We start from the raw sequence: 23612 nt of genomic DNA, 5'->3' as shown, positions 1-23612 counted from the left end.
ACCCGCCAGTAACATTAACGCGCTTTAATCATGGCCAGTGTGTACCGGGTCTGTGCGGGTTAATGCGATGCAATTCAACGTTTTGAAGGCAAACAGTCGCAATCTGGCGCGGGGCTGCGCCGTCTTGATGATCGCGGGCGCCGCGGCCGGATGCAGCTCCCAATCGATGCGCTTCAACGGTGTCGACGATGTCTTCACATCATCGACCAACAACCAGCGCGCCATCATCAACAAGCAGAATGCCGACCAGCCCTATCCGGGCGACAACACGGTCGCGCCGGCGCCGGTCGACGGCACCCATACCCAGTCGGTGAGCCGCTCCAGCCTCGAGCCGGTCACGGCGCAGCAACTGCCGCCGCCCTCGCAGCCCGCCGCAGCGCCGGCCAAGCCGATGCGCACAGCGTCAGCTCCGGCCCTTGCTCCGGCTCTTGCTTCCGCGCCGCATCTCGACAGGACGACCACGGGCACCGCCGTGCCGGCCAAGCCGTTCAAGACCGCCGAGCCCGATGCCGTGCGCAATGCGAGCGCTGCGCCCCACGCGACCGAAATCGTGGTCAGGGATGGCGAGACGCTTTCGGGCCTGGCGGCGCATTATCACGTGCCGGCCGATGCAATCGCCAAGGTAAACGGCATCGATCCGAAGAAGGGCATCCGCAGCGGCCAGAAGATCGTCATTCCCGCCTATGCCTATTCGAGCAAGGCGGAGCCGAAAGTCGCCGAGGGCAAGCCGGTGAATACCCCGAAGCAGCCTGCCGGCGCGCCGGAGAAGGTCGCGGTGCTGCCGCAGCAGCCCAAGATCAAGGACGGCAAGTCGGCCGCCCAGGTCGATACGTCGGCAGCGGCCACGGGCTCCAAGAATCCAAAGCCCGCACCGCAGGTCGCCGAGGCCAAGCCGGCCGGCGCCGGAGGCACCTATACTGTCCAGCAGGGCGACTCGCTGTCGTCGATCGCCAGGAAGACCGGCGTCAGCGTCGTGGCGCTGAAGCAGGCCAACGGCATGCAGGCCGGCCTGCTCAAGATCGGCCAGACGCTCAAGGTCCCGACCGGCGGGACCGTAGCTGTCGCTTCGGCCAAGCAGGCAGCCAAGCCTGCCGTCGATCCGGTAACGACGGCAACGACCCCGCCGGCGGCCAAGACCACCGAGACGCTCGCCTCCTACACGCCGCCGAAGAAGGACTCCAAGGTCATCCAGCAGGCCGAGGACGACGATGCGGTGGCGCCCGATGGGACCGGCATCGGCAAGATGCGCTGGCCGGTGCGCGGCCGCGTGATCTCCGGTTTCGGCTCCGGCAAGGACGGCGTCGACATCGCGGTGCCGGAGGGCACGCCGATCAAGGCCGCCGAGAACGGCGTCGTCATCTACGCCGGCAACGGCCTCAAGGAGTTCGGCAACACCGTGCTGGTGCGGCACGAGAACGGCCTGGTCACCGTTTACGGCCATGCAAGCTCGATCGAGGTGCAGCGCGGCCAGAAAGTCAAGCGCGGCCAGGAGATCGCGCTGTCGGGCATGAGCGGCACCACCGACTCGCCCAAGCTGCACTTCGAAGTGCGCAAGAACTCGGCCCCGGTCGATCCGAGCGGCTATCTCGAATAGAACAAGAACCTTTTGCGGGCCGTCTGACCTCCAGTCCGGCCCGCCGTCTTCAGCCCGCTCCGAAAGGGGCGGGCTTTTTCAGCTGGGATTGAGCTTCAATCCCTCAGCGGCTTGCCGAGGCGGCCGGCGAGGTCCTGCGTGAACTGCCAGGCGACGCGGCCGGAACGGCTGCCGCGTGTCGTTGCCCATTCCAGCGCCTCGGCGCGCAGCTGCTCGGGGTCGATCGCCAGGCCATGATAGCGGACATAGCCGTCGATCATGTCGAGATATTCGTCCTGCGAGCATTTGTGGAAGCCGAGCCACAGCCCGAAACGGTCGGAAAGCGAGACCTTTTCCTCGACCGCTTCCGACGGGTTGATGGCGGTCGAGCGCTCGTTATCGATCATGTCGCGCGGCAACAGGTGGCGCCGGTTGGACGTGGCATAGAAGATGACGTTGGCGGGCCGGCCTTCGACGCCGCCTTCGAGCGCCGCCTTCAGCGATTTGTAGGAGGTGTCGTCATGGTCGAAGGAGAGGTCGTCGCAAAACAGGATGAAGCGATAGGGGGCCGCCTTCAAAAGGCCCATCAGCTTGGGCAGCGTGTCGATGTCCTCGCGGTGGATCTCGATCAGCTTCAGCGGTCGGTCGAGCTTGTCGGAGGCGTTGACGGTGGCATGGACGGCCTTGACCAGGGACGATTTACCCATGCCGCGCGCGCCCCACAACAGCACGTTGTTGGCCGCATAGCCGGACGCAAAGCGTTCGGTGTTGTCGATCAGGATGTCACGCACGCGATCGACGCCGCGGATCAGGCCGATGTCGACGCGGTTGACCTTGCGTACCGGTTCCAGATAGCCGGGATCGGCCTGCCAGACGAAGCAGTCGGCGACGCCGAGATCGGTCTGCGGGACCGGTGGCGGGGCGAGGCGGGAAACCGCGTCGATCAAGCGGTCGAGTTTCTTGTTCAAGGCGTCCAGGCTGTCGGTCATATCAAGGTCTTTTTGTCGAGACATTTCAGGATGTGGGAGCAGCTTCCACGACGTCGCTGCAAGAACCAGGCCCAAGCTTTTGTTGGAGCATGATCTTTTCGGTCGCCTCGACGCCGCTTGCGCTGCGACGCTCTAGCACGTCGCAAACCGCTGGAAAAGCAACGGATTGGGCTCGCAGCGGAGTTGCATTGGCAACTTTACCGACTATATTCCGGCCAAATTTCGCGAGGCCGCCTCTGGCGGTATTTCACCATCCAGGAGTTTCCAGATGTTCGTTACACCGGCATACGCCCAGGGCATCGGCGCCTCGCCAGACATGTTCATCTCGATTTTGCCGTTTGTCCTGATTTTCGTGATCATGTATTTTCTGATCATCCGGCCGCAACGCGCCCAGCTGAAGAAGCGTCAGGAGATGCTGTCGGCGGTGCGCCGCGGCGATACGGTGGTGACCGGCGGCGGCTTCGTCGGCAAGGTGACCAAGGTGATCGACGACAACGAGCTGGAGGTCGACCTTGGCGGCGGAACCAAGGTGACGGCGCTGCGCTCGACGATTTCGGAAGTGCGCGTCAAGGGCGAGCCGGTGGCAAACCAGAACGCCAAGAAGTAGGCGAAATCCCGGCGGCGATAGCCGCGCAGGGTTCTGACGAACGGCGGCATATGGTCTATCTTTCGCGCCTGAAGGTCGTTTTGATCGGGCTTGCCCTGATCTCGATGATCCTCGGCGCGTCTAATGCTTTCGCGTCGGTATCCGGAACGCATATTTTGCTTCGTCTCGATGGGGACGAGTTGATCAGCCGCCGGCTGGAAGCGGTGCGCGACCAGATCAGGATGCTGCTGCGGGACGTCCAACCGAGGATCGATTACAGCGGCCTTGCCGCGTCGGGCCGTGCCGTTCAAGTGCGTATCGACGATGTCTATCAGGTTGAGGCCGCCAAGTCGGCGCTCAAGACGTTGACCGATCCTGTCGCCGGCATCCAGGAAATGGCCTTGGACGGCAGTGAGCCCGGGCTGTTGAAGGTCACGATGACGGACGCCGGCGTGAAATCCCGAACGTCTGTCGCGCTCAAGCAGTCGATTGAAATCATCAACAATCGCCTGCACGATCTCGGCGTTGCAAACGCCGTGGCAGAGCAAGCAGACGAGGACGGCATCCTGGTTCAGGCGCCCGGCGTCGCGGATTTGCAGAAACTGGGAAATATCCTCGCGCGGCCCGGCCGGCTGAGCTTCCAGTTGGTCGATACATCGATGACCGCGGACGAAGCAGTCAACGGCCGGCCGCCCGCCGGCGCAACGCTCATTTATTCCGCTGACAACCCGCCGGTCCCTTATCTGATCGAGAACAGGGTAATCGTGGCGGGCAAGAATGTGATGGATGCGCAAGCGGCGACCAATTCGGGGGGCGGTGAGCCGGTTGTCGCAATCCGGCTCGATTCCAGGGGTACGGAACGTTTCAAATGGGCAACCACGCAGAATATCGGCAAGCCTTTTGCCGTGATCCTCGACGATCATGTGATCTCGGCTCCGATCATCCGTGAGCCCATCGAGCACGGAACAGTCCAGATATCGGGCAATTTCACGGCCGAAAGCGCCAACGAGCTTGCCCTACTATTCCGCACCGGTGCGCTGCCGGCGCGATTGACAATCGTCGAGGAAGCACGATAGGGCCGGCCGTGGTTGAAATGACGACGATAGACGACAACCGAGCCGATGGCGGAACGCTGCCGCTTGTACGCCTGAACGGATAACAACGAATGCTCTATTTCTCGCGCCTGAAGATGATCCTGATCTGGCTCGCCGTGGCCATCACAGTGATCCTCGCCGCGCCCAACCTTTTTCCGGCAAGCATGCTGGCGCAGTTGCCGAGCTGGGTGCCGAAGCGTCAGATGACGCTCGGCCTCGACCTTCAGGGCGGCTCGCACATCCTGCTCGAAATGAATCAGAACGATCTGATCAAGGACAGGATGGAGACGACGCGCGACGAGATCAGGACGCTGCTGCGCGACGCCAATCCGAAGATCAACTACACCGGCCTTGCCGGCTCCGGCCGCACTGTGCAGGTGCGCATCACGGACCCGACGCAGATCGACCAGGCCAAGAAGGTCCTGAAGCCGCTGACCGATCCGGTGGCCGCCGGCCTGTTCAGCGGCGGCTCCATCCAGGAAATGGCGTTGGATGATTCCGAGCCAGGCCTGCTCAAATTCACGGTCACCGACGCCGGGCTCAAATACCGCACGTCGACGGCGCTGACGCAGTCGATCGAAGTGGTCGAGCGGCGCGTCAACGAGCTCGGCACCACCGAGCCGATCGTGCAGCGTCAGGGCGATGACCGCATCCTGGTGCAGGTGCCGGGCCTGCAGGACCCGCAGCGGCTGAAGGAGATCCTCGGCCAGACCGCGAAGCTGACTTTCCAGATGGTCGACCAGTCGATGCCGGTGCAGGACGCGCTGAAGGGCCGCCCGCCCGCAGGCTCTTCCATTCTTTATTCGCAGGACGATCCGCCGGTTCCCTATCTGATCGAGAACCGGGTCATCGTTTCCGGTGAAAATCTGGTCGACGCGCAGGCGACCTACAATTCGCAGAACAACGAGCCTGTCGTTTCCTTCCGTTTCGATTCCAAGGGCGCAACCCGCTTCGGCCAGGCGACGGCGCAGAATGTCGGCAAACTGTTTGCCATCATTCTCGACAACCAGGTGATCTCGGCGCCGCAGATCCGCGAGCCGATCCTTGGCGGCACCGGCCAGATTTCAGGCAACTTCACCGCGCAGAGCGCCAACGATCTCGCCGTGCTTTTGCGCGCCGGCGCGCTGCCGGCGACACTGACAGTTATCGAAGAGCGTACCGTCGGCCCGGGCCTCGGCCAGGACTCGATCCATGCCGGCAAGGTTGCAGGCATCATCGGTTCGATCCTTGTCGTCGCCTTCATGTTCGTCGCCTACGGCTTCCTCGGCTTCCTCGCCAATGTCGCCTTGGCCGTGCACGTGGCGATGATCGTGGGGCTGCTGTCGCTGCTGGGCGCAACGCTCACCTTGCCGGGTATCGCCGGTATCGTGCTCACCATCGGCATGGCGGTTGACTCCAATGTGCTGATCTATGAGCGCATCCGCGAGGAGCGGCGAAACGGTCGCTCGGTGATACAGGCGATCGACACCGGCTTCTCCAAGGCGCTGGCGACGATCGTGGACTCCAACGTCACTTCGCTGATCGCCACCGTGGTGCTGTTCTGGCTTGGCACCGGGCCGGTCAAGGGCTTCGCGATCACCTACGCCATCGGTATCCTGACCACGGTCTTCACCGCCTTCACCTTCACTCGCATGCTGGTTTCGATCTGGCTGCGCCGCGCCCGGCCGAAGGAATTGCCGCGCGCGCCGGTAACCTTCATTCCGCCGGGAACCAAGATCCCGTTCATGGGCATCCGCCGCTGGACCTTCGCGCTGTCCAGCACCTTGTCGATCCTTTCGGTCGTCGGGTTCCTGACGCTAGGCATCAACTACGGCATCGACTTCAAGGGCGGTTCGCTGATCGAGGTGAAATCGAAGCAGGGCGACGCCGATCTCGGTAACATCCGCAGCCGGCTGTCGGAGCTCAACATCGGCGAGATCCAGGTGCAGCAGTTCGGCGCGCCGAACGACGTTCTGATCCGCGTCGGCACACAGGATGCCGGCGAGAATGCCGAGCAGACCGTCATCGACAAGGTGCGGGGCGAACTGCAGGACCAGTACGACTTCCGCCGTGTCGAAGTTGTCGGGCCAACGGTGTCCGGCGAGCTTGCCAAGCAAGGCACGATCGCCATGCTGATCGCGCTGGCGGGCATCCTGCTCTATGTCTGGTTCCGTTTCGAATGGCAGTTCGCGGTCGGCGCCATCGTCGCCACGGTGCACGATGTGGTGATGACGATCGGCTTCTTCGTGCTGAGCGGGCTGGAGTTCAACCAGTCGTCGCTGGCGGCGATCCTGACCATCATCGGCTATTCGCTGAACGACACCATCGTCGTCTATGACCGCGTCCGCGAGGATCTGCGAAAATACAAGAAGATGCCGCTGCCGCAGCTCTTGAACAACGCCATCAACGAGACTCTGTCGAGAACCACGCTGACCTCGGTGACGACCACCCTGGCGCTGCTGGCGCTGGTGCTGTTCGGCGGCGAGGTGATCCGTTCCTTCACGCTGGCTATGCTGTTCGGTGTGGTGTTCGGCACCTACTCGTCGATCTTCATCGCCGCGCCGCTGCTGATCCTGTTCCGGTTGCGGCCACAGGCGGCGACCGAAGAGGAGAAGAAGCCGGTGAACGGCAAGGCCGTGGCGACCTGACGTCGTCAGAGCCGGATGATATTTCAGGTCGGGTCGAGCTGAAATCTGAGTCCGGCTCCAAGTCAAAGAGATAGAGCATGATGTCGTCCGAAAACCGCTCCACACTTTTCGGCATCATGCTCTAGACCCATGGCCAAAGGCATCATCATCCGCGAGGCGCATTTCCCCGGCAAGGCGCCGATCGAGGCCTATGGCAATGGCGGCTTCCGCTTTGCCGACATGTCGCATCGTGGATCGCTGCTCGTCCTGCCGTCCGGCATCCATGGTTGGGAGCCGGCCGATCCGCTGGCGCTGAAGGCCTCCGACTTCGACAGGCTGTTCGCCGATGCCGGCAAGGTGGAGATCCTGCTGGTCGGCATGGGCAAGGATCTGCGGCCGCTGCCGGCCGCGCTGCGGGCCGCGCTCAACGAGGCCGGCATCTCGGCCGACCCGATGTCGACGGGAGCGGCGGTGCGGACCTACAATGTGCTCCTGGCCGAAGATCGCGCCGTCGCCGCGGCGCTGATCGCCGTCGATTGAATGGCCGGCACGTCCAACATCGTCAAGAATGGCGACATCGTCATGGATACGGTGCGCGCCGCCGACCATGACCGGTATCTGTCCGTGCTCTACGCGCCGGTCGACAGGCGCGACGCGCTGTTTGCGCTCTACGCCTTCAACGCCGAGATCGCCGGCGTGCGCGACCGCATCCACGAGCCGCTGCCGGGCGAGGTCAGGCTGCAATGGTGGCGCGACGTCATCGCGGCCGACGGGGATGCGGAGACCGGCCACCCGACCGCCGATGCCCTGCGCGCGATGATTGCCGCCAACCGGCTGCCCAAAGCTGCGTTCGAGAACATGCTGGAGGCGCGCATCTTCGATCTCTACGACGATCCGATGCCGTCGCGGACCGACCTCGAGGGCTATTGCGGCGAAACGGCCGCGGCACTTATCCAGCTTGCGGCGATCGTGCTCGATCCGGTCGTGGCGCCAAGCTTTGCCGAACTGGCGGGACGGGCCGGTTGCGCGCAGGCCATCACCGGCCTGTTGTTGCTGCTGCCGCTGCATCGCCGGCGCGGACAGTGTTTTGTGCCCGCTGATATCCTGGCGGCGGCCGGCACTACGCCGGGCGAGTTCGTCAAAGGAGAGGGCGGGGCTGCCGCCGAGCGCGCGGTTGCGGCGATGGTCGCGCTGGCGCGGGAGCATCTCAACGCCTTCGGGAAAGCAGCGCCGGCGCTTCCCGTTGCGCTGCGCCCGGCCTTCCTGCCGCTAGCGCTGACCCGCGCCTATCTCGACAGAATCGAGAAAGCGGGCAGGTCGCCGCTCGGCACAACGGCGACGCTCTCCATCTTGCGCCGGCACTGGCTGCTCCTGCGTCATGCGACGCAGGGCTGGATGCCCCTTTGACGTAAACGTCAATCGTGCTAGGGGTTCTGTCGCGTGGACCCGCGTCAAAGAAATGCGGACCGCCGGAGGAGCCGCGTTTCCATGAGCCTGCCAGTCCTGGTCTTCCTAGTCGTGTTCGGCATCGCGTTGTCCGTCGCGGCCGTGCATTTCACCGGCGGCACGACAACCGCGAGGCTTGCCGGCGCGGATCAGGCGCTCGCACGCTTTGCCGAGGACTTTCCCGACGAAAAGCCGGGCACTGTGCGGCTGACAGTCGACCACCATGCCGCGTTCCTCGACCTTGGTCCGCAGCGTTGCGGCATCGTCCAAGGCATAGGCGACTGTTTTCTGACGCGCATCGTCACGCCGCACGACATTCTGGCGCTGGCGAGGGAAGGGAACGTGGTGTCGCTCAAGCTGAATGATTTCACCTGGAAAGGCGGCAAGTTCGCCTTCGCAGACGAGGCCGGCGCGCTGGCTGTGGTGGCGGCGCTGCAGAACCACGATCAAATCCGGAAGGCGGCGTGATGAACGAATATGATTTCCCGCAGGTTACCCAGCTTGCCATCCCGTTCTTCGTCGCCGCGATCCTGATCGAGCTCTGGCTGGTGCGCACCGGCCGCGCCAAGGGATCGTTCGAGACACGCGACACGCTGGCCAGCCTGATGATGGGAACCGGCAATGTCGTCGCCGGCCTTTTGCTCGGCGTCGTGTCCTACTGGGCGCTGCTCTGGCTTTGGCAGTTCCGCTTCTTCAATCTCGGCCTGTCCATCTGGGTGTTCGTCGCCGCCTTCCTGCTCGATGACCTGCGCTACTATGTCTATCACCGCATTGCGCACCGGGTGCGCTGGGTGTGGGCCGAGCACGTCAACCACCATTCCAGCCAGCACTACAATCTCTCGACGGCGCTCAGGCAAAGCTGGACCGGCCTGTTCACCTTCACCTTCATCCTGCAGGCGCCGCTGGTGCTGCTCGGCTTCCATCCGGCCGTGATTGCCTTCGTCTTCGGCTTCAACCTGGTCTGGCAGTTCTGGATCCACACCGAGACGATCGGCAGGATGTGGGGCTGGTTCGAATTCATCTTCAACACGCCCTCGCACCACCGCGTCCACCACGCCACCAATCCGCGCTATCTCGACGCCAATTATGCCGGCACGCTGATCATCTGGGACCGCATGTTCGGCACCTTCGTCGAGGAGCTGGAAGAAGACCGGCCGCGTTACGGCATCGTCAAGAACATCGGCACCTTCAATCCGCTGAAGGTGGCGTTCCACGAATGGATCGGCATGTTCAAGGACGCCTTTTCGCCCGGGCTGACGCTGAGCGAGCGTTTCAATTATCTCATCCAGCCGCCAGGCTGGAGCCATGACGGTTCGCGCGACACGTCAGAGACGCTGAAGGCGGCTTATGTGCGAAGGAATCCGGGAGAGGCCGGCAAGGCGGGATTGCCGGGGGCCATCGCTGAGCCGGCGGAGTAGTCACCCCTTCAGGACGGGTCGCCGCCGCGCATCAGGGCTTCAAGGTCACGGCCGCCGTAGAAGACATTGACGATAAATACAGTATCACCCTCAATGACATAGGCGATAACCGCTGAATGCTCGAACGGAACTGTCCTTAGCCCCTGCATCATATCCTCGCGGAGGCGGCCGCCGCGTGGGGCATTACCAATACTTTGGCAGCGCTCCCTGATCCGATCGATGAAACCGTTGGCGACGCTTTCGCTGCCTCCGCTCTCAAGGATATAGGCGGCAACGGCTTCGAGGTCGGCTATGGCTGCTTCGCTAAGAACGACGGCGAGACGCTGGATCATCATTGTCTCGCGCCAGTTGCGAAATCCGGCTCTTTACCCGGTCGATTGCCTCATCGAGCGGAACGGCTGGTCTCTTGTCCTCGAGCGAAGCCTTCACCCGTGCCCGTATCGACGCGATGCGCTCGGCATACTCTTCCTCCTCGCGCTGAAAAGCACGCAGCGCCGCGCGGATAACCTCGCTCGCAGAGCCAAACGAGCCGTCCTCGACCTTTTCGCGGATCATGCGCGCCATGGCAGGCGTAACGGTGATGGATAATTTCTCGGCGGATTCCATGAAATGGCCTCCATGCATATGAAGTAGGACGATATCCTACTTCATATGGGCCGTCCAACCGGAACCGAAACGCTTATTCCGCGGCTTGCGCCGTCGGCGCAGGCAGCCCCAGCCATCCGCGGCAATCGGCCAGGGCGCGCGAGGTGATGGCGTGCCTTTTGGCGACGGTCTTGTCCTTGCCGCGCAGGCGCTTGCCTTCGATCTTCGGCGCTTCCACCAGCGGGAACAGGCCGAAATTGACGTTCATCGGCTGGAAGGAGCGTTTGCCCGGCTCGTCGTCCGAGACGATGTGGCCGCCTGTGATGTGGTTGAGCAGCGCGCCGAAGGCGGTGGTCGAGGGCGGCAGCGAAGCTGCCTGGCCGAGTCTTTCGGCGGCGGCGAAACGGCCAGCGAGCAGCCCGATCGCGGCACTTTCGACATAGCCTTCGCAGCCGGTGATCTGGCCGGCGAAGCGCAGGCCCGGCCGCGACTTCAGCTGCAGCGAAGGATCGAGCAGCGTCGGCGAGTTGATATAGGTGTTGCGGTGCAGGCCACCGAGCCGCGCGAAGTCGGCGCTTTCGAGCCCCGGGATCGTGCGGAAGACGCGCACCTGGTCGGCATGCTTCAGCTTGGTCTGGAAACCGACCATGTTGTAGAGCGTGCCCAACGCATTGTCCTGGCGAAGCTGCACCACCGCATAGGCTTTGACCGTCGGATTATGGGCGTTTGTCAGGCCCATCGGCTTCATCGGCCCGTAGCGCAGCGTCTCGACACCGCGCTCGGCCATCACCTCGATCGGCAGGCAGCCGTCGAAATAGGGCGTGCCTTCCCACTGCTTGAACTCGGTTTTTTGCCCCTCCAGCAGCGCCGCCACGAAGGCGAGATATTGCTCCTTGTCCATCGGACAGTTGATGTAGTCCTTGCCGGTGCCGCCGGGGCCGACCTTGTCGTAGCGCGACTGGAACCAGCAGGTGTTCATGTCGATCGTGTCGAAATGCACGATCGGCGCAATGGCATCGAAGAAGGCGAGCGCATCGGCGCCGGTGGCCTCGGCGATCGACTGTGCCAGCGAAGGCGCCGTCAGCGGACCGGTGGCGATGATAGCCTGGTCCCAATCCTTGGGCGGCAGTCCAGGCACTTCCTCACGCTGAACAGTGATCAGCGGATGCGCTTCGATCTTCGCGGTGACAGCATCGGAAAAGCCATCGCGGTCGACGGCCAGCGCGCCGCCCGCCGGCACCTGATGCGCATCGCCGGCGCTCATGATCAGGGAGCCCGCGAGCCGCATCTCGGCATGAAGCAGGCCGACGGCATTGGCTTGGGCGTCGTCGGAGCGGAAGGAGTTGGAGCAGACCAACTCGGCCAGCCCGTCGGTCTTGTGCGCATCGGTGCCGCGCACGGGGCGCATCTCATGCAGCACGACGGGGACGCCGGCTTCGGCGATCTGCCATGCCGCTTCGGAGCCGGCGAGACCTCCGCCGATGACGTGTACGGGATTTTTGCTCATAGGCGCCGGAATAGTCGCTTGGAGTTGCGATTGCAATTGCTGCGCAGGGCCGGCTGCGGCCGATGAAAGACCGAAAAGCCCGGCAAAGCCTGCCCCAAAAACAACAACACCCGCCGGGGGAGGAGGTCCGGCGGGTGTCGTTTTGGGGGTCGATCCTCGGGAGGAGGTGAAGATCGACCTTATTCGTCATTGCCGGGGAGGAGGTCGGCTTTGACGAAATTCATTTCGCCGGATGAAGGGGAGCGAAACCCCTGGGAAAACAACGCCCGCCGCGGGAGGAGGTGCGGCGGGCGCCGTTTTGGTGGTCAACCCTCGGGAGGAGGTGAAGGCTGACCGTATCCGTCAGGGTCGGGGAGGAGGTCGACCCTGGCGAAATTCCTGTTTAGATCGCCTTGCGGGCGACCATCTTGATCTCGTCGCGAACGATGCCGAGATCATGGAGCTGGCGGTTCGAAAGCCGACCCAGCTCGGTAACGGTGTCGCGGTAAACGCGCCAGTTACGATAGCTGCGGATCAGGTTCATTGTCTTACTCTCTTCAAAACTGGTTCGGACCATTTGCGGTCCGAAGCGGATTAGACCGCCTTGCGGGCGACGTAGTGGATGTCGCTGCGGCTGATGCCGAGGTCGGTCAGTTCACGGTTCGACAGGCGGTTCAGCTCGGAAACGGTGTCCCGATAGCGGCGCCAGTTGCGGTAGTTGCGGATCAGGTTCATGGTAGTTCTCGTTTCGTCTTTGGTTCGGATCATTCCGTTTGTGTACGAACAGAAAATAGGTGGGATCATATCGGTTTAAAAGTGCCATTGGCGCATGGCAGCAATGCAAATTGTGCAATGCAACATTAATAGCCGTTCACGCCTGCGTCACAAAGAAGGCCGAATCGGAAAATGCCGCTGCGTCAATGGTTTGGCGGTTCCGGCTAAGGAAATGACGGGGCTCGGGGGAAAGCATGGCGAGCTACGCGACACGGGTGGGAACGGATATCGCCCGCTGGCGGGACGCAGGGCTGATCGATCCCGCCACGGCGGAGGCATTGACACGCGATGTCACCGCCAATGAGCGCGCATCGCTGAGTTTCGGTTCCATCCTGGCGATGATGGCGGCGCTTCTGTTCGGCGCCGCGATCCTGATCTTCGTCGCCGCCAACTGGGACGCCATCCCGCGTCTCGCGCGCGTCGCAGCGCTTTTTGCCGTCATCCTTGGCGGTTATGTCGGCGGCGCGGTGCTGAAGACCCGCGACCATGCCGCGATCGGCGAGGCGCTGTGGATCGTTGCCGCCGCCGCCTTCGGCGGGTCGATCGCGCTGATCGGCCAGATGTACCACCTTTCGGGCGACGAGGCCGCGGCGCTGGTCACCTGGTGCGCCGGCACGGCGCTGGCGGCCGCGGCGCTGCGTTCAAACCCGCTGACGGTGGCGGCGATCGGCATTGCCGACGCCTGGCTGGTCCTCAAGGGGTTCGGCTTCTACTGGCATGCGGAAATTCCGCATCTCTTCATCGTCATGGCGATCGTCCTGTTCGCCATTTCGTTCTGGACGCGCAGCCAGGCCGCGCGCCACCTCATCATTCTGTCGGTCATTCTCTATCTGGTGCTGCTGGCGACGGATCACGATACGCTTCCGGTAGCCGTGTCGCTGGCCATCGCGTCGGCACTGCTCTTCGCCGCTTCGGTGTTTGCGGGCGATCCGATCGACAGGATCCTTCAGCTCGGTGGCCGGCTGCCCTTGCACGCCTTGCTTGGCTTTCTCACCGGCATGGCGATGATCCAGTTCGATCTGGCGGATGAAAGCACTTACAACAGCGGTTTCGCCGTCGCCTCGATCGTAGCACTTGCCGGCATCGTCGCGGCAATCATGCTGGCGGGCCGCGAGAGCAGGGGGCTGCGCTGGCTGGCCTATGCCGGCTTCGCCTTCGAACTCGCCATCATCTACAGCGTCACCTTGCAGTCGATGCTGGATACGGCCGGCTTCTTCCTGGCGGCGGCGGTGCTCCTCGGCATACTGGCGCTGGCCATCATCCGCATAGAGAAGCGCATGAAGGCGCCTGCCGAGACAGGAGCAGCGGCATGACCGGCAAGAAACTGATCATTTCGGCGCTGGTGCTGGCGCTTGTCCAGATCGGCTTTCTCAGCTGGATCATAGCCGGCCGCGCGGCGATCCTGCGCAGCGGCAAGGAAGTGCTCTTGAAAGTCGAGCCCGTCGATCCGCGCGATCTCCTGCGTGGTGACTATATCTCGCTCAACAACAACATTTCGCGGATCCCGGTGAAGCTGATCGCCAACGTCCCGCAAGGCGCGTTTTCCAGCGACGACAGCTCGATCGTGGTGCGATTGAAGAAGGGCGGCGACGGCTACTGGCAGCCGACGGCAGCCTGGTTCGGCAAGGCACCGGCCGCGGCCGGCGCGGACGAGGCCGATATCGCCGGGCATGTCGCCGCGGGTTGGGATCTTCGCAGTCCCGACACGACGATCGCGCCGGACTACGGGATCGACCGCTTCTACCTGCCGGAAGGCGAAGGCATGGCGATCCAGAACGACATGCGCGTGCGGCCATTCGGCATCAAGCTTGCGCTCTCGGCCCATGGCACGGCACAGATCAAGGCGCTGATGGATGGCGACAAGACGCTGTTCGAGGAGCCGCTGTATTAGGGTTGCGCATGATGGCCTTGGCGTTAGCGTGACGGTCCGCGTTAACGGTGGTCCCGGTTATCGCTGAACACTGCCTGTCTCTGCGATGATTTTGGGATAGGGACCGATCGAAATCGTATAGCTAAAGTTTGCTACGCCTTTTTCCTGCTTGTGTATCGAGGGGCTGCGCACAATCCAGTCATAGACGCCCGAGACCTTACAGCGGTCGTTCGCGCAGGTGACCATGATGCTGTCATTGCGGATGCTATTTCCGCGTTCAGGCCATCGCTGGTAATAGTTCTTCTTGCCCTGAATGATCGACCTCAGGTTCGTCAACTTGCCATAATAGTCAACCGTGGGAGCGTAGGACGCCTGAGCTTGAGCAAGGGCAAAATCGTCGTTGTCGCCATGATGCTCGATGAGATCCCTGACGAAGGCAACCGCAATGCTTTCCGGCTGTTGCCCGGCGTCGGGTGCAGGAGCAGACACGGGCGCAGAATTTGGCCCGGTTGACACCTGTGAAGTATTTGCGGGCGATTGGTTCGCTGCGGCATTGGTCACACGCAACTCAGCCATTTCGCTGGCCGACAGATATCTTATGTCATGCTTGCCATAGCTCGAAGCCAATTCTATCAGCTTGGGGTCCACTCCCATCTCGACCACATAGGATATGATTGCAGCCGTTCCGAGCTGGACACGGGCCTTCGCTTCTTCGGTGGACATCCCGTCAGCCGGTTTGAGAAACGCCCGGTGAATGCCGATGGAACTTGGTTCGGCAATACGGTGGATGCCACCCAGGAAGGCTAGTGAGCAGGCTGAAGCACACTGCAATTGGGCAACCTGAAGCGTATCCAACCCTGCTGCGCGGATCATACGCCCTAACCGAATAGCACCGCCGACGTTGCCACCAAGGGAGTTGAATACAATCACCTTGGCCCCGCTGACCACAACCGCGCGGCTAAAGCCGTTCAAGGACTCATTGGCGCCAAACTCACCGGAGACAATGAGCATTGGCCGCTGACCCGGAGGAGAAGCCGGAGTGTACTCCAAAGCCTCAACCTGAGACGTTGCTGCCGCGAGAGCTGACCCAACCCCCAGAACTAGAGAAATTACACGCACAATCTGACAGAGCCCCCAACCTGCCTATTGCAAGTAAGAACCTGTTAAAGGGCTATTTCAAGTGCATCGGATGCGCAAAGCGGGATTGTCTCCGAGAGCGTGAGAGCCTGCTTGCGCCGCCACGAGTTGACGGCGCCGGCCCTCTTTCGCCAAGGCTTCGGAGGACACCTTTCGTCTAACGATCTCCGGGTGGCTTGCCACCCGAAGCTCGCTAGAGCGAAGGGTGGTGCGGATGAAGGGACTCGAACCCCCACGCCTTTCGGCACTGGAACCTAAATCCAGGGCGTCTACCAATTCCGCCACATCCGCTTTCCCCGGCAATCCCATGTAGCCATCATTCTGTCAATGTCGGCGCCCAGGTCATGCTTATTCGATTAAAGCGCGTCGCGTTGAAATGGATTCAGGCGACGCGCTTCAAGTCTTTGTTTTGATGCATGCCGCTCTCCCAAAACCGCTTCGCACTTTTGGGCGACATGCATTGGAGCGAAGATAGTTGAAAATTAGCCTAGCCTGTGACAAAAGGCGTGTCGAATGTGACGGAATGTGAATTTCCGCTTTTGCAAGATGTGAAAAGTTATAGGAAAAACAAAGACTTCTTCGCGTCAGGCAAAGCGCAGTTCAGGAGAGTTTGAACCGCATCAGCGGTCAAATCGCCAGGTTCCGTACCAAAAGCCATTTCCGGCAACATCATACCGGCAGGCTGTAAACGGCTAAGACCGTTTGGCAGTCTCATTGTTGAAAACAAAGGTTCTAGGATGCAGGTCACCGAAACGCTCAACTCCGGTCTCAAGCGCGAGATCAAGATCACCGTGCCGGCCGGTGACATGGAAGCCAAGCTGATGGCGCGGCTGACGGATGCCAGGAACAAGGTCCGCATCAATGGCTTCCGTCCCGGCAAGGTGCCCGTGCAGCATTTGCGCAAGGTCTACGGCAAGTCGTTCATGGCCGAGGTCGTCAACGAGATCCTCAACGACTCGACCCGCTCGATCATCTCGGGGCGCGGCGAGAAGGCCGCCATGCAGCCCGAAGTGATCATGACCGAGGATGAGAAAGAGGCCGAGAAGATCCTGGCCGGCGGCTCCGACTTCGAATTCAGCCTCAATTACGAGGTCATCCCGGCGATCGAGATCAAGGACTTCTCCGACATCAAGGTGACGCGTCAGGTCTATGACGTGCCGGAATCGGAAGTCGACGATCAGGTCAAGCGCGTTGCCGAATCGGCGCGCAGCTATGAGCCGAAGGCCGGCAAGGCCGCCGAGGGCGACCGCGTGAGCATCGACTATGTCGGCAAGATCGACGGCGAGGCTTTCGCCGGCGGCGCCGGCACCGACCAGCCGCTGGTGCTCGGCTCCAAGGAGTTCATCCCGGGCTTCGAGGACCAGCTGATCGGCGCGAAGGCCGGCGACGAGAAGCAGGTCACCGTCACCTTCCCCGAAAACTACCAGGCGGCGCATCTGGCCGGCAAGGAAGCCACCTTCGACGTCACCGTCAAGGAAGTGGCGAAACCCGGCGAGCTCGAAGTCAACGACGAGACGGCCAAGAACCTCGGGCTGGAGTCGCTCGAGCGCCTGCGCGAGATCGTGCGCGGCCAGATCGAGAACCAGTTCGGCTCGATGACCCGCCAGAAGGTGAAGCGCCAGCTGCTCGACCAGCTCGATTCCGCCTATTCCTTCGAAGCGCCCTCGAAGCTCGTCGAGGCCGAGTTCAATAACATCTGGGCTCAGGTCAACCGCGACCTCGAAGCCGCCGGCCGTACTTTCACCGACGAAGAGACCACGGAAGAAGAGGCGCGCGCCGAATATATGCGCCTTGCCGAGCGTCGCGTGCGCCTCGGCCTGGTTCTGGCCGAGATCGGCGAGAAGGCCGGCGTCACGGTGTCGGACGAGGAACTGCAGCGCGGCCTGCTCGAGCAGGTGCGCCGCTTCCCGGCCAACCAGCAGCAGGAAGCTTTCGAGTTCTATCGCAGCAATCCGGAAGCCATCAACGCGCTGCGCGCGCCGATGTTCGAGGAGAAGGTCGTCGACTATCTGCTCGGCCAAATCTCGGTCGACGACGTCAAGGTCGGCAAGGACGAGCTGATGGCCGACGACGAGGAGGCCGAAACCGCGGCCAAGGCGAAGCCGGCCAAGAAGGCTGCCTCGAAGAAGGCCGAAGCAAAGGCAAGTGAAGCAAAGGCGGGCGAAGCCGCCGACGAGGCGGAGGAGCCGAAGAAGAAGGCCGCGCCGAAGAAGAAGGCCGCCAAGGAAGCTGAGTAACAGGTTTCGATACCGCGATTTCGAAAGGCCGCCTCCTGGCGGCCTTTTTCATGTGGGGTGGTCATTGTGGCGGCGCGGCAACACAGACAACTTGTCTTGATGGCCTGCTGCTGGCGATACCAACCGTTGAGCATTATCTGCGCTTCATCGCATTCGCAGGGCGTGTTTGGAGGCACTTGGTGAGGCTGGGGTTGATGATGAGGGACGTGGTCGTTGCCGCGGCGCTCTTGTTTGCCGCGACCAGCGTGGTCTTGGCCGAACCGGACCTCGGCAACTGGCGCGTCGATACCGGCCGCGACGGCCAGGTCACGGCCTCGCTCCATGCCAGTAACAAGCTGCTCACCGGGGGCGGGGCGCTGGGCTACAGCCCCGTGCTGACACTGGTTTGCCGGCCCGATGGCGAACCACGCTGGAGCGAATGGCTGCAGCTCAACGATGCTGTCTCCGCCAGCCGAAAGATCACCATCTCCGTCGTTGTCGATGGCGGCAAAACCGATGAAAGCTGGTCGGTCGGGCCGCGCGGCAGAACGCTGGTCAGGGATGGAGACGACGGCATCAAGCGCCTGGCTTCAGCGAACCGACTGACGCTATCATGGCGCTTCGGCTTGCTGTCGGGACGAGGCGAGGCCGATTTTGTACTCGCGGGTCTCGCCGAGGCGATCAGCCAGATCGCCGCAAGCTGCAAAACCGACCCGCCGTGAGTCGGCTTGGACCGGAATCCTACGCAAAAGTTGCCTTTGCTACTCGATGGCTGGATTTTGTGGTATGTAGGTAGTGCAATGCCACTGGGGAGGTACGGATATTTCGCTGTGCCATGAAGTGCGACATGCCGCCCGTGAACGGCATGCGCCCAAATGGCGATCAGGGAGGAAATACCATGCGCGCAATCGCGTTCTTAGCCGTCATGCCTGCTGTCGCTTTCGTCGTCCATCCATCGCGGGCACAGGATGCCGCGGCAGGTGAGAAGGTCTTCACCAAATGCAAGGTGTGCCACATTGCCGACAAGGACCAGAACAAGGTTGGTCCGTCGTTGAACGGCGTCATCGGCCGCACCGCGGGCACGCATCCCGATTTCACCTATTCTGCAGCCATGATCGCGGCCGGGAAATCCGGTGTCAAATGGGACGAACCGACGCTGACGACCTATCTCCATGATCCAAAAGCGATGGTCAAAGGGACGAAAATGACGTTTCCCGGCCTCAAGAGCGATCAGGACATAGCCAACGTCATCGCTTACCTGAAACAGTTTTCCAAGTAAGAGAGACGCTGCCAGGACCCATTTGGTGATCGCCTGCTTGTTCCGAAGGCAGACAGCAGGCAATCGCGCTGCTGAATATCGCGCTCGGCGCCATCACGCCGGCAGCGCAAAAAATCCCAACAGCAGCAGAACAACGATGCCAAGGCCGAGTATGAGAAGCGTTCGCGTATCCATAGCGTTCACCTTCGCATTCCGAGAATATCGAAAAAGAAGCTCTGGAGCCAGCACGCTGCTGCGGCTGACCATTGGTCGGCGCCTCCCGGGGGTGACAAACTGCTGCCAGTGTTCGCGGGACTGCCGCTGCTCTCAGGCGGCCGGGTGGCTGAACCTCGCCTGACGCGCGCCCGTGGTCAGGTTGCGGAAGTCCTTGCCGCTGACATGCACAAGCGTCTTGTGGTCGCCGCCCTCGAAATAGATGTCGGCGGCATTGCGCAGGCTTTCGTCCAGAATGACCGGTACATCATAGGCTGCGCCGATCGGCGGTACAGCGCCGATGTCGCAATCATCGAAGAGCGATACCACCTCGTCCTCGGAAGCGAGCCCGAGGCGCTTGTCCATGACATCCTGGAGCTCGGCAAGTTCGATCCTGTGGGTGCTTGGCACCACGGCCAGTGCATAACCGAGCTCGTGGTGAACGACCACGGATTTCGCCATGATGCTGCCGGGCACATGCGCGGCAATGGCGGCCTGCCTGCTGGTGGCAGTCCGATGATGGGCGACGGTGTCATACGGGACTCCCTTACCGTCGATGAAATCCCTCAGTCTGTTTGCTATCGTCATTTTCCGCGTCCTTTGCTTGAGTTCACGACGCATATGCCAAACTAAAACGAAACCGCCGGCCTGTTGTTTCAAGGCACCGGCGCCGGCCATTCCCGGCTGGTCATGCTGCGGCTGTATTCGAACCGCGCGTCAGGGGCCGGGGCCGAAAAACGCGATGCGGGTCAGCAGCGTGTAGTCGGCCTCGAAGACCATCATCGTCACGAAAACCAGCACCAGCACCGGCGGCAGGATTATCGCGTACATCATCGCCAGCCGCTCCCAGGCCATGTGCATGAAAACGGCGACGATCAGGCCTGCCTTGAGCACCATGAAGATCAGGATCAGCGACCATCTGAGGTAGCCGTGGAGGCCGAAATAGTCGACCAGATAGGAGCAGGTGCTGAGAATAAACAGCCATGCCCAGACCACCAGATAGAGCTTGATCGGGTGTTCCTGATGCGTGTCCGCCCTGGCGGCGGCCGCCGCCACATCATGTGCAGGGTGCAGCGCGTGCTGTCCGAGACCGTCTGCGGTTGCTTCAGCCATGTCTTCCTCTCAAAAAAGCCTTCCTCTCAACAAAGCCTGCCTCTCACCAAAGATAGAAGAAGGCGAAGATAAACACCCAGACCAGGTCGACGAAGTGCCAGTAAAGGCCCATGATCTCGACATTCTCGTAACGGCCCCGGCGGCTGGTGAAGAAGCCGGGCCGCCCTGTGTCGAAGTCGCCTCGCCAGACCTTCCGTGCCACGATGATCAGGAAGATCACGCCAATCGTCACGTGGGTGCCGTGGAAGCCTGTGATCATGAAGAAGCATGAGCCGAACTGCGCCGCGCCCCAGGGATTGCCCCAGGGCCGTACCCCTTCGGTGATGAGTTTGGTCCATTCGAAGGCCTGCATGCCGACGAAGGTCGCGCCGAGCGCGGCGGTCAAAAGCATCAGGATCGCGGTTTTGCGGCGATCATGGCGGTAGCCGAAATTGACCGCCATGGCCATGGTTCCGCTGCTCGAGATCAGTACGAAGGTCATGATGGCGATCAGGATCAGCGGGATTTCAGAACCACCGATGCGCAAGGCGAAGACCTCGCTCGGGTTCGGCCACGGTACGCGCGTGGAGATGCGCGCCGTCATGTAGGAAAGCAGGAAGCAGCCGAAGATGAAGGTGTCGCTGAGCAGGAAGATCCACATCATGGCCTTGCCCCAGGACACGTTCTTGAACGCGCGCTGATCCGAGGCCCAGTCGGTCGCGATTCCGCGCCAACCGTCCGGACGGGCCATCGGGCTGGAATGCGTCAGTGTCGTTTCAGCCATCGCCGGTCTCCTAGGTCAGCAGCCGTTGGCAAATGTCGACGAACGTCGCCGCCCAGCCGGCCAGAACGGCGAAGATGCCGAGCCAGATGAAAAGTAGGAAGTGCCAATACATGGCGCAGAGTTCGACGCTGAGCCGCAGCCGCTCCGGTCGCGTTCCGCTCCAGGCGCCGATGCTCGTCCTGCCAAGGCCTACCAGACCGCCCAGTATGTGCAGGCCGTGCATTCCGGTGATCAGATAGAAGAAGCTGTTGGCCGGATTGGAGGCCAGCAGGTAGCCGTCTTCGGTCAATTCCCTCCACGCCGTCAACTGGCCGGCGAGGAAGGCGAGGGTGGTCAGCCCGGCCGTCGCAAGACCAAGCCTGACCATGTCCACCTGGCCCCTGCGCGCGGCGACCACCGCACATTGCAGCGCGACGCTGCTCAATAGCAGCACGCCGGTGTTCAGCCAAAGCAGGCGCGGCAGCGGCAGCGGCTGCCAGTCCGACAGGCCCATGCGCATGAAATAGGCGCTGGTGAACAGCGAGAACAGGCAGCCGACGACGGCGAGGAAGACGCCGAGGCCGATCTTGGCGGTGGGCAGAGCCGACCGGTCGAGGCCGACGAAATCCCCGGCCAGGCCTTGCTCCAGCCACGGCTTGGACGTCAGTCGCTGATGCGAGAGCCACCAGCCGGCAAAGCCGGCGATCACGAGCAGGAAGACCAGGATGACGCTCATGCCGGCTCCCTTGAGGGGGCGAAGGAGCCCGGCACGTTCTGCGGGATGAAGTCTTCCTTGGCCCCTGGCACGCTGTAGTCGTAGGCCCAGCGGTAGACGATGGGCAGCTCCTTGCCGAAATTGCCATGCGCCGGCGGCGTCTCAGGCGTCTGCCACTCGAGTGTCGTCGCCCGCCACGGGTTGCCGCCGGCCTCGCGGCCATGGCGGAGGCTCCAGATCAGGTTGAACAGGAACACCATTTGAGCGAAGCCGACGACGAAGGCCATGATGCTGATGAACGAGTTCAGATGGTGGGCCGATTCAGTCATCACATTCATGTCGGTCAGTTCGGCGTAACGCCGCGGAATGCCCATCAGGCCGAGATAGTGCATGGGGAAGAAGATCAGGTAGGCGCCGACGAAGGTGACCCAGAAATGGAAGCGGCCGAGCGTCTCGTTGAGCATTCGACCGGTGACTTTCGGGTACCAGTGGTAGATCGCGCCGAAGATCACCATGATCGGAGCGACGCCCATGACCATGTGGAAATGGGCGACGACGAACATCGTGTCCGACAGCGGCACGTCGACGACGACATTGCCGAGGAACAGCCCGGTCAGGCCGCCATTGACGAAGGTGACGATGAAGGCCAGCGCGAAGAGCATCGGTATGGTGAGGTGGATGTCGCCGCGCCACAGCGTCAGCACCCAGTTATAGACCTTGATCGCGGTCGGGATGGCGATGATCAAGGTGGTGGTGGCGAAGAAGAAGCCAAAATAGGGATGCATGCCGCTGACATACATGTGGTGCGCCCAGACCACGAAGCTCAGGGCGCCGATGGCTATGATGGCCCAGACCATCATGCGGTAGCCGAAGATGTTCTTGCGCGCATGCGTGCTGATCAGGTCGGACACGATGCCAAAGGCCGGCAGGGCCACGATGTAGACCTCGGGGTGGCCGAAGAACCAGAACAGATGCTGGAAAAGGATAGGGCTGCCGCCATTGTGCGGCGACTGCTGGCCCATCTCGACGATTGCCGGCATGAAGAATGAGGTGCCGAGCACACGGTCGAGCAGCATCATCACGCAAGCGACGAACAGCGCCGGGAAGGCGAGCAACGCCATGACGGTGGCCGTGAAGATGCCCCAGACGGTGAGCGGCAGGCGCATCAAGGTCATGCCGCGCGTGCGCCCCTGCAGCACGGTCACGACATAATTCAGGCCGCCCATGGTGAAGCCGATGATGAACAGGATCAGCGAAGAGAGCATCAGGATGATGCCCCAGTCCTGGCCGCCTGGCGTTCCCGACATGATGGCCTGCGGTGGATAGAGCGTCCAGCCGGCGCCGGTCGGCCCGCCCGGTGCAAAAAAGCCCGAGACCAGGACCAGAACGGCCAGCAGATAGATCCAGTAGCTCAGCATGTTGACATAGGGAAAGACCATGTCGCGGGCACCGACCATCAGCGGGATGAGGTAGTTGCCGAAACCGCCGAGGAAGAGCGCGGTGAGCAGGTAGATCACCATGATCATGCCGTGCATGGTGATGAACTGGTAATAGGCCTCCGGGGTGATGAAATCGAACGTGCCAGGGAAACCGAGCTGCAACCGCATCAGCCAGGACAGCACCAGCGCCACCAGGCCGATCGCAGTTGCCGTTAGCGAATACTGGACCGCTATGACCTTGGCGTCCTGAGAGAAGACATATTTCGTCCACCAGCTGTGCGGATGGTAGAGTTCCATCTCCCCGACTTCGGCGGGCGGGACGGCATCTGCGGGTGTGACGTCGACCATGGGA

The 23612-nt window shown here is 62.1% G+C and carries 26 protein-coding genes and 1 tRNA gene; 13 read left to right on the top strand and 14 right to left on the bottom strand.

Going from position 1 to position 23612, the window contains the following annotated elements; all coding sequences use genetic code 11:
- Positions 1 to 67 precede the first annotated feature (67 nt).
- On the top strand, positions 68 to 1594 hold the full coding sequence (locus RFM68_RS04825) for a peptidoglycan DD-metalloendopeptidase family protein (RefSeq protein WP_320231561.1): 1527 nt from the start codon (positions 68 to 70) through the stop codon (positions 1592 to 1594).
- Positions 1595 to 1689: 95 nt separating this feature from the next.
- Here the strand turns inward: RFM68_RS04825 and RFM68_RS04820 are convergent, their stop codons facing one another.
- Positions 1690 to 2562, bottom strand: a complete 873-nt coding sequence (locus RFM68_RS04820; RefSeq protein WP_320231560.1) for an ATP-binding protein — start codon at positions 2560 to 2562, stop codon at positions 1690 to 1692.
- A gap of 268 nt (positions 2563 to 2830) precedes the next feature.
- Here RFM68_RS04820 and yajC point away from each other — a divergent pair, with 268 nt between their 5' ends.
- The 7 genes from yajC (at position 2831) to RFM68_RS04785 (ending at position 9712) form a co-directional block, all read left to right on the top strand.
- Positions 2831 to 3169: a preprotein translocase subunit YajC gene (gene yajC, locus RFM68_RS04815; protein WP_027167267.1), complete on the top strand. Its 339-nt coding sequence runs from the start codon at positions 2831 to 2833 to the stop codon at positions 3167 to 3169.
- 104 nt (positions 3170 to 3273) lie between these two features.
- The gene (locus RFM68_RS04810) at positions 3274 to 4224 is read left to right on the top strand and encodes a SecDF P1 head subdomain-containing protein (RefSeq protein WP_320231559.1); all 951 of its coding nucleotides are present in this window, start codon (positions 3274 to 3276) and stop codon (positions 4222 to 4224) included.
- Between the two features lie 89 nt (positions 4225 to 4313).
- Entirely contained in the window at positions 4314 to 6869 is a 2556-nt protein-coding gene (gene secDF, locus RFM68_RS04805; RefSeq protein WP_320231558.1) for a protein translocase subunit SecDF, read from the top strand.
- A gap of 129 nt (positions 6870 to 6998) precedes the next feature.
- The gene (locus tag RFM68_RS04800; protein ID WP_320231557.1) at positions 6999 to 7388 is read left to right on the top strand and encodes an Mth938-like domain-containing protein; all 390 of its coding nucleotides are present in this window, start codon (positions 6999 to 7001) and stop codon (positions 7386 to 7388) included.
- Positions 7389 to 8255 (top strand): phytoene/squalene synthase family protein, encoded by an 867-nt coding sequence (locus RFM68_RS04795; RefSeq protein ID WP_320231556.1) that lies wholly within the window; start codon positions 7389 to 7391, stop codon positions 8253 to 8255.
- An 81-nt stretch (positions 8256 to 8336) separates the two neighbouring features.
- A complete protein-coding gene (locus RFM68_RS04790) occupies positions 8337 to 8762 on the top strand; it encodes a hypothetical protein (RefSeq protein WP_320231555.1) in 426 nt (141 codons plus the stop codon).
- Positions 8762 to 9712: a sterol desaturase family protein gene (locus tag RFM68_RS04785; protein ID WP_320231554.1), complete on the top strand. Its 951-nt coding sequence runs from the start codon at positions 8762 to 8764 to the stop codon at positions 9710 to 9712. The genes RFM68_RS04790 and RFM68_RS04785 overlap by 1 nt, the downstream gene beginning before the upstream one ends.
- Positions 9713 to 9720: 8 nt before the next feature.
- Here the strand turns inward: RFM68_RS04785 and RFM68_RS04780 are convergent, their stop codons facing one another.
- From RFM68_RS04780 to RFM68_RS04760, 5 genes are all read right to left on the bottom strand, one after another.
- The gene (locus RFM68_RS04780) at positions 9721 to 10044 is read right to left on the bottom strand and encodes a type II toxin-antitoxin system RelE/ParE family toxin (protein WP_320231836.1); all 324 of its coding nucleotides are present in this window, start codon (positions 10042 to 10044) and stop codon (positions 9721 to 9723) included.
- Positions 10016 to 10318: a type II toxin-antitoxin system ParD family antitoxin gene (locus RFM68_RS04775; protein WP_320231553.1), complete on the bottom strand. Its 303-nt coding sequence runs from the start codon at positions 10316 to 10318 to the stop codon at positions 10016 to 10018. Before RFM68_RS04775 ends, RFM68_RS04780 begins: the two co-directional genes overlap by 29 nt.
- Positions 10319 to 10391: 73 nt before the next feature.
- A complete protein-coding gene (gene trmFO, locus RFM68_RS04770; protein ID WP_320231552.1) occupies positions 10392 to 11804 on the bottom strand; it encodes a methylenetetrahydrofolate--tRNA-(uracil(54)-C(5))-methyltransferase (FADH(2)-oxidizing) TrmFO in 1413 nt (470 codons plus the stop codon).
- A 382-nt stretch (positions 11805 to 12186) separates the two neighbouring features.
- A complete protein-coding gene (locus RFM68_RS04765) occupies positions 12187 to 12327 on the bottom strand; it encodes a DUF1127 domain-containing protein (protein WP_084508100.1) in 141 nt (46 codons plus the stop codon).
- A 50-nt stretch (positions 12328 to 12377) separates the two neighbouring features.
- Positions 12378 to 12518 (bottom strand): DUF1127 domain-containing protein, encoded by a 141-nt coding sequence (locus tag RFM68_RS04760; protein ID WP_095765031.1) that lies wholly within the window; start codon positions 12516 to 12518, stop codon positions 12378 to 12380.
- 233 nt (positions 12519 to 12751) lie between these two features.
- Here RFM68_RS04760 and RFM68_RS04755 point away from each other — a divergent pair, with 233 nt between their 5' ends.
- Together RFM68_RS04755 and RFM68_RS04750 are read left to right on the top strand one after the other, a co-directional pair.
- On the top strand, positions 12752 to 13870 hold the full coding sequence (locus RFM68_RS04755; protein WP_320231551.1) for a DUF2157 domain-containing protein: 1119 nt from the start codon (positions 12752 to 12754) through the stop codon (positions 13868 to 13870).
- Positions 13867 to 14448, top strand: a complete 582-nt coding sequence (locus RFM68_RS04750) for a GDYXXLXY domain-containing protein (protein WP_320231550.1) — start codon at positions 13867 to 13869, stop codon at positions 14446 to 14448. Before RFM68_RS04755 ends, RFM68_RS04750 begins: the two co-directional genes overlap by 4 nt.
- A 57-nt stretch (positions 14449 to 14505) precedes the next feature.
- Here the strand turns inward: RFM68_RS04750 and RFM68_RS04745 are convergent, their stop codons facing one another.
- Positions 14506 to 15438: a COG3904 family protein gene (locus RFM68_RS04745; RefSeq protein ID WP_320231549.1), complete on the bottom strand. Its 933-nt coding sequence runs from the start codon at positions 15436 to 15438 to the stop codon at positions 14506 to 14508.
- A gap of 332 nt (positions 15439 to 15770) precedes the next feature.
- A tRNA-Leu gene (locus RFM68_RS04740) sits at positions 15771 to 15855 on the bottom strand.
- Between the two features lie 446 nt (positions 15856 to 16301).
- Here RFM68_RS04740 and tig point away from each other — a divergent pair.
- The 3 genes from tig (at position 16302) to RFM68_RS04725 (ending at position 19059) form a co-directional block, all read left to right on the top strand.
- Complete coding sequence (gene tig / locus RFM68_RS04735) at positions 16302 to 17801, top strand: trigger factor (RefSeq protein WP_320231548.1); 1500 nt, start codon at positions 16302 to 16304, stop codon at positions 17799 to 17801.
- Between the two features lie 179 nt (positions 17802 to 17980).
- The gene (locus RFM68_RS04730; protein WP_430694819.1) at positions 17981 to 18502 is read left to right on the top strand and encodes a hypothetical protein; all 522 of its coding nucleotides are present in this window, start codon (positions 17981 to 17983) and stop codon (positions 18500 to 18502) included.
- Between the two features lie 203 nt (positions 18503 to 18705).
- Positions 18706 to 19059: a c-type cytochrome gene (locus tag RFM68_RS04725; protein ID WP_320231835.1), complete on the top strand. Its 354-nt coding sequence runs from the start codon at positions 18706 to 18708 to the stop codon at positions 19057 to 19059.
- A gap of 93 nt (positions 19060 to 19152) precedes the next feature.
- Here the strand turns inward: RFM68_RS04725 and RFM68_RS04720 are convergent, their stop codons facing one another.
- From RFM68_RS04720 to ctaD, 6 genes are all read right to left on the bottom strand, one after another.
- Entirely contained in the window at positions 19153 to 19305 is a 153-nt protein-coding gene (locus RFM68_RS04720) for a hypothetical protein (RefSeq protein ID WP_320231546.1), read from the bottom strand.
- Positions 19306 to 19365: 60 nt separating this feature from the next.
- A complete protein-coding gene (locus RFM68_RS04715; protein ID WP_320231545.1) occupies positions 19366 to 19839 on the bottom strand; it encodes an aminoacyl-tRNA deacylase in 474 nt (157 codons plus the stop codon).
- 129 nt (positions 19840 to 19968) lie between these two features.
- Positions 19969 to 20364: a cytochrome C oxidase subunit IV family protein gene (locus tag RFM68_RS04710; protein WP_320231544.1), complete on the bottom strand. Its 396-nt coding sequence runs from the start codon at positions 20362 to 20364 to the stop codon at positions 19969 to 19971.
- A gap of 43 nt (positions 20365 to 20407) precedes the next feature.
- Positions 20408 to 21127 carry a heme-copper oxidase subunit III family protein gene (locus tag RFM68_RS04705; RefSeq protein WP_320231543.1) on the bottom strand — a complete coding sequence of 240 codons (720 nt, stop codon included), beginning with the start codon at positions 21125 to 21127 and terminating at the stop codon, positions 20408 to 20410.
- Positions 21128 to 21137: 10 nt separating this feature from the next.
- Complete coding sequence (locus RFM68_RS04700) at positions 21138 to 21842, bottom strand: cytochrome c oxidase subunit 3 (protein ID WP_320231542.1); 705 nt, start codon at positions 21840 to 21842, stop codon at positions 21138 to 21140.
- Positions 21839 to 23608, bottom strand: coding sequence for a cytochrome c oxidase subunit I (gene ctaD / locus RFM68_RS04695; protein ID WP_320231541.1), 1770 nt, complete (start codon positions 23606 to 23608; stop codon positions 21839 to 21841). Before ctaD ends, RFM68_RS04700 begins: the two co-directional genes overlap by 4 nt.
- Between the last annotated feature and the right edge of the window lie 4 nt (positions 23609 to 23612).

Origin of the sequence: Mesorhizobium montanum, assembly GCF_033977145.1 — a bacterium.
Lineage (GTDB): Bacteria > Pseudomonadota > Alphaproteobacteria > Rhizobiales > Rhizobiaceae > Mesorhizobium > Mesorhizobium montanum.
This window is presented reverse-complemented; position numbering and strand designations above follow the sequence as displayed.

Coding starts and splice junctions, on each gene's coding strand:
- RFM68_RS04795 (WP_320231556.1), top strand. CDS start 7,389: ATGGCCGGCACGTCCAACATCGTCAAGAATGGCGACATCGTCATGGAT.
- RFM68_RS04810 (WP_320231559.1), top strand. CDS start 3,274: ATGATCCTCGGCGCGTCTAATGCTTTCGCGTCGGTATCCGGAACGCAT.
- RFM68_RS04745 (WP_320231549.1), bottom strand. CDS start 15,438: ATGCTCATTGTCTCCGGTGAGTTTGGCGCCAATGAGTCCTTGAACGGC.
- yajC (WP_027167267.1), top strand. CDS start 2,831: ATGTTCGTTACACCGGCATACGCCCAGGGCATCGGCGCCTCGCCAGAC.
- RFM68_RS04765 (WP_084508100.1), bottom strand. CDS start 12,327: ATGAACCTGATCCGCAGCTATCGTAACTGGCGCGTTTACCGCGACACC.
- RFM68_RS04710 (WP_320231544.1), bottom strand. CDS start 20,364: ATGGCTGAAGCAACCGCAGACGGTCTCGGACAGCACGCGCTGCACCCT.
- RFM68_RS04725 (WP_320231835.1), top strand. CDS start 18,706: ATGCCTGCTGTCGCTTTCGTCGTCCATCCATCGCGGGCACAGGATGCC.
- RFM68_RS04775 (WP_320231553.1), bottom strand. CDS start 10,318: ATGGAATCCGCCGAGAAATTATCCATCACCGTTACGCCTGCCATGGCG.
- trmFO (WP_320231552.1), bottom strand. CDS start 11,804: ATGAGCAAAAATCCCGTACACGTCATCGGCGGAGGTCTCGCCGGCTCC.
- RFM68_RS04750 (WP_320231550.1), top strand. CDS start 13,867: ATGACCGGCAAGAAACTGATCATTTCGGCGCTGGTGCTGGCGCTTGTC.
- RFM68_RS04720 (WP_320231546.1), bottom strand. CDS start 19,305: ATGGTCAGCCGCAGCAGCGTGCTGGCTCCAGAGCTTCTTTTTCGATAT.
- RFM68_RS04715 (WP_320231545.1), bottom strand. CDS start 19,839: ATGACGATAGCAAACAGACTGAGGGATTTCATCGACGGTAAGGGAGTC.
- RFM68_RS04700 (WP_320231542.1), bottom strand. CDS start 21,842: ATGAGCGTCATCCTGGTCTTCCTGCTCGTGATCGCCGGCTTTGCCGGC.
- ctaD (WP_320231541.1), bottom strand. CDS start 23,608: ATGGTCGACGTCACACCCGCAGATGCCGTCCCGCCCGCCGAAGTCGGG.
- RFM68_RS04705 (WP_320231543.1), bottom strand. CDS start 21,127: ATGGCTGAAACGACACTGACGCATTCCAGCCCGATGGCCCGTCCGGAC.
- RFM68_RS04780 (WP_320231836.1), bottom strand. CDS start 10,044: ATGATCCAGCGTCTCGCCGTCGTTCTTAGCGAAGCAGCCATAGCCGAC.
- RFM68_RS04790 (WP_320231555.1), top strand. CDS start 8,337: ATGAGCCTGCCAGTCCTGGTCTTCCTAGTCGTGTTCGGCATCGCGTTG.
- RFM68_RS04800 (WP_320231557.1), top strand. CDS start 6,999: ATGGCCAAAGGCATCATCATCCGCGAGGCGCATTTCCCCGGCAAGGCG.
- RFM68_RS04755 (WP_320231551.1), top strand. CDS start 12,752: ATGGCGAGCTACGCGACACGGGTGGGAACGGATATCGCCCGCTGGCGG.
- RFM68_RS04785 (WP_320231554.1), top strand. CDS start 8,762: ATGAACGAATATGATTTCCCGCAGGTTACCCAGCTTGCCATCCCGTTC.
- RFM68_RS04820 (WP_320231560.1), bottom strand. CDS start 2,562: ATGACCGACAGCCTGGACGCCTTGAACAAGAAACTCGACCGCTTGATC.
- tig (WP_320231548.1), top strand. CDS start 16,302: ATGCAGGTCACCGAAACGCTCAACTCCGGTCTCAAGCGCGAGATCAAG.
- RFM68_RS04760 (WP_095765031.1), bottom strand. CDS start 12,518: ATGAACCTGATCCGCAACTACCGCAACTGGCGCCGCTATCGGGACACC.
- RFM68_RS04825 (WP_320231561.1), top strand. CDS start 68: ATGCAATTCAACGTTTTGAAGGCAAACAGTCGCAATCTGGCGCGGGGC.
- secDF (WP_320231558.1), top strand. CDS start 4,314: ATGCTCTATTTCTCGCGCCTGAAGATGATCCTGATCTGGCTCGCCGTG.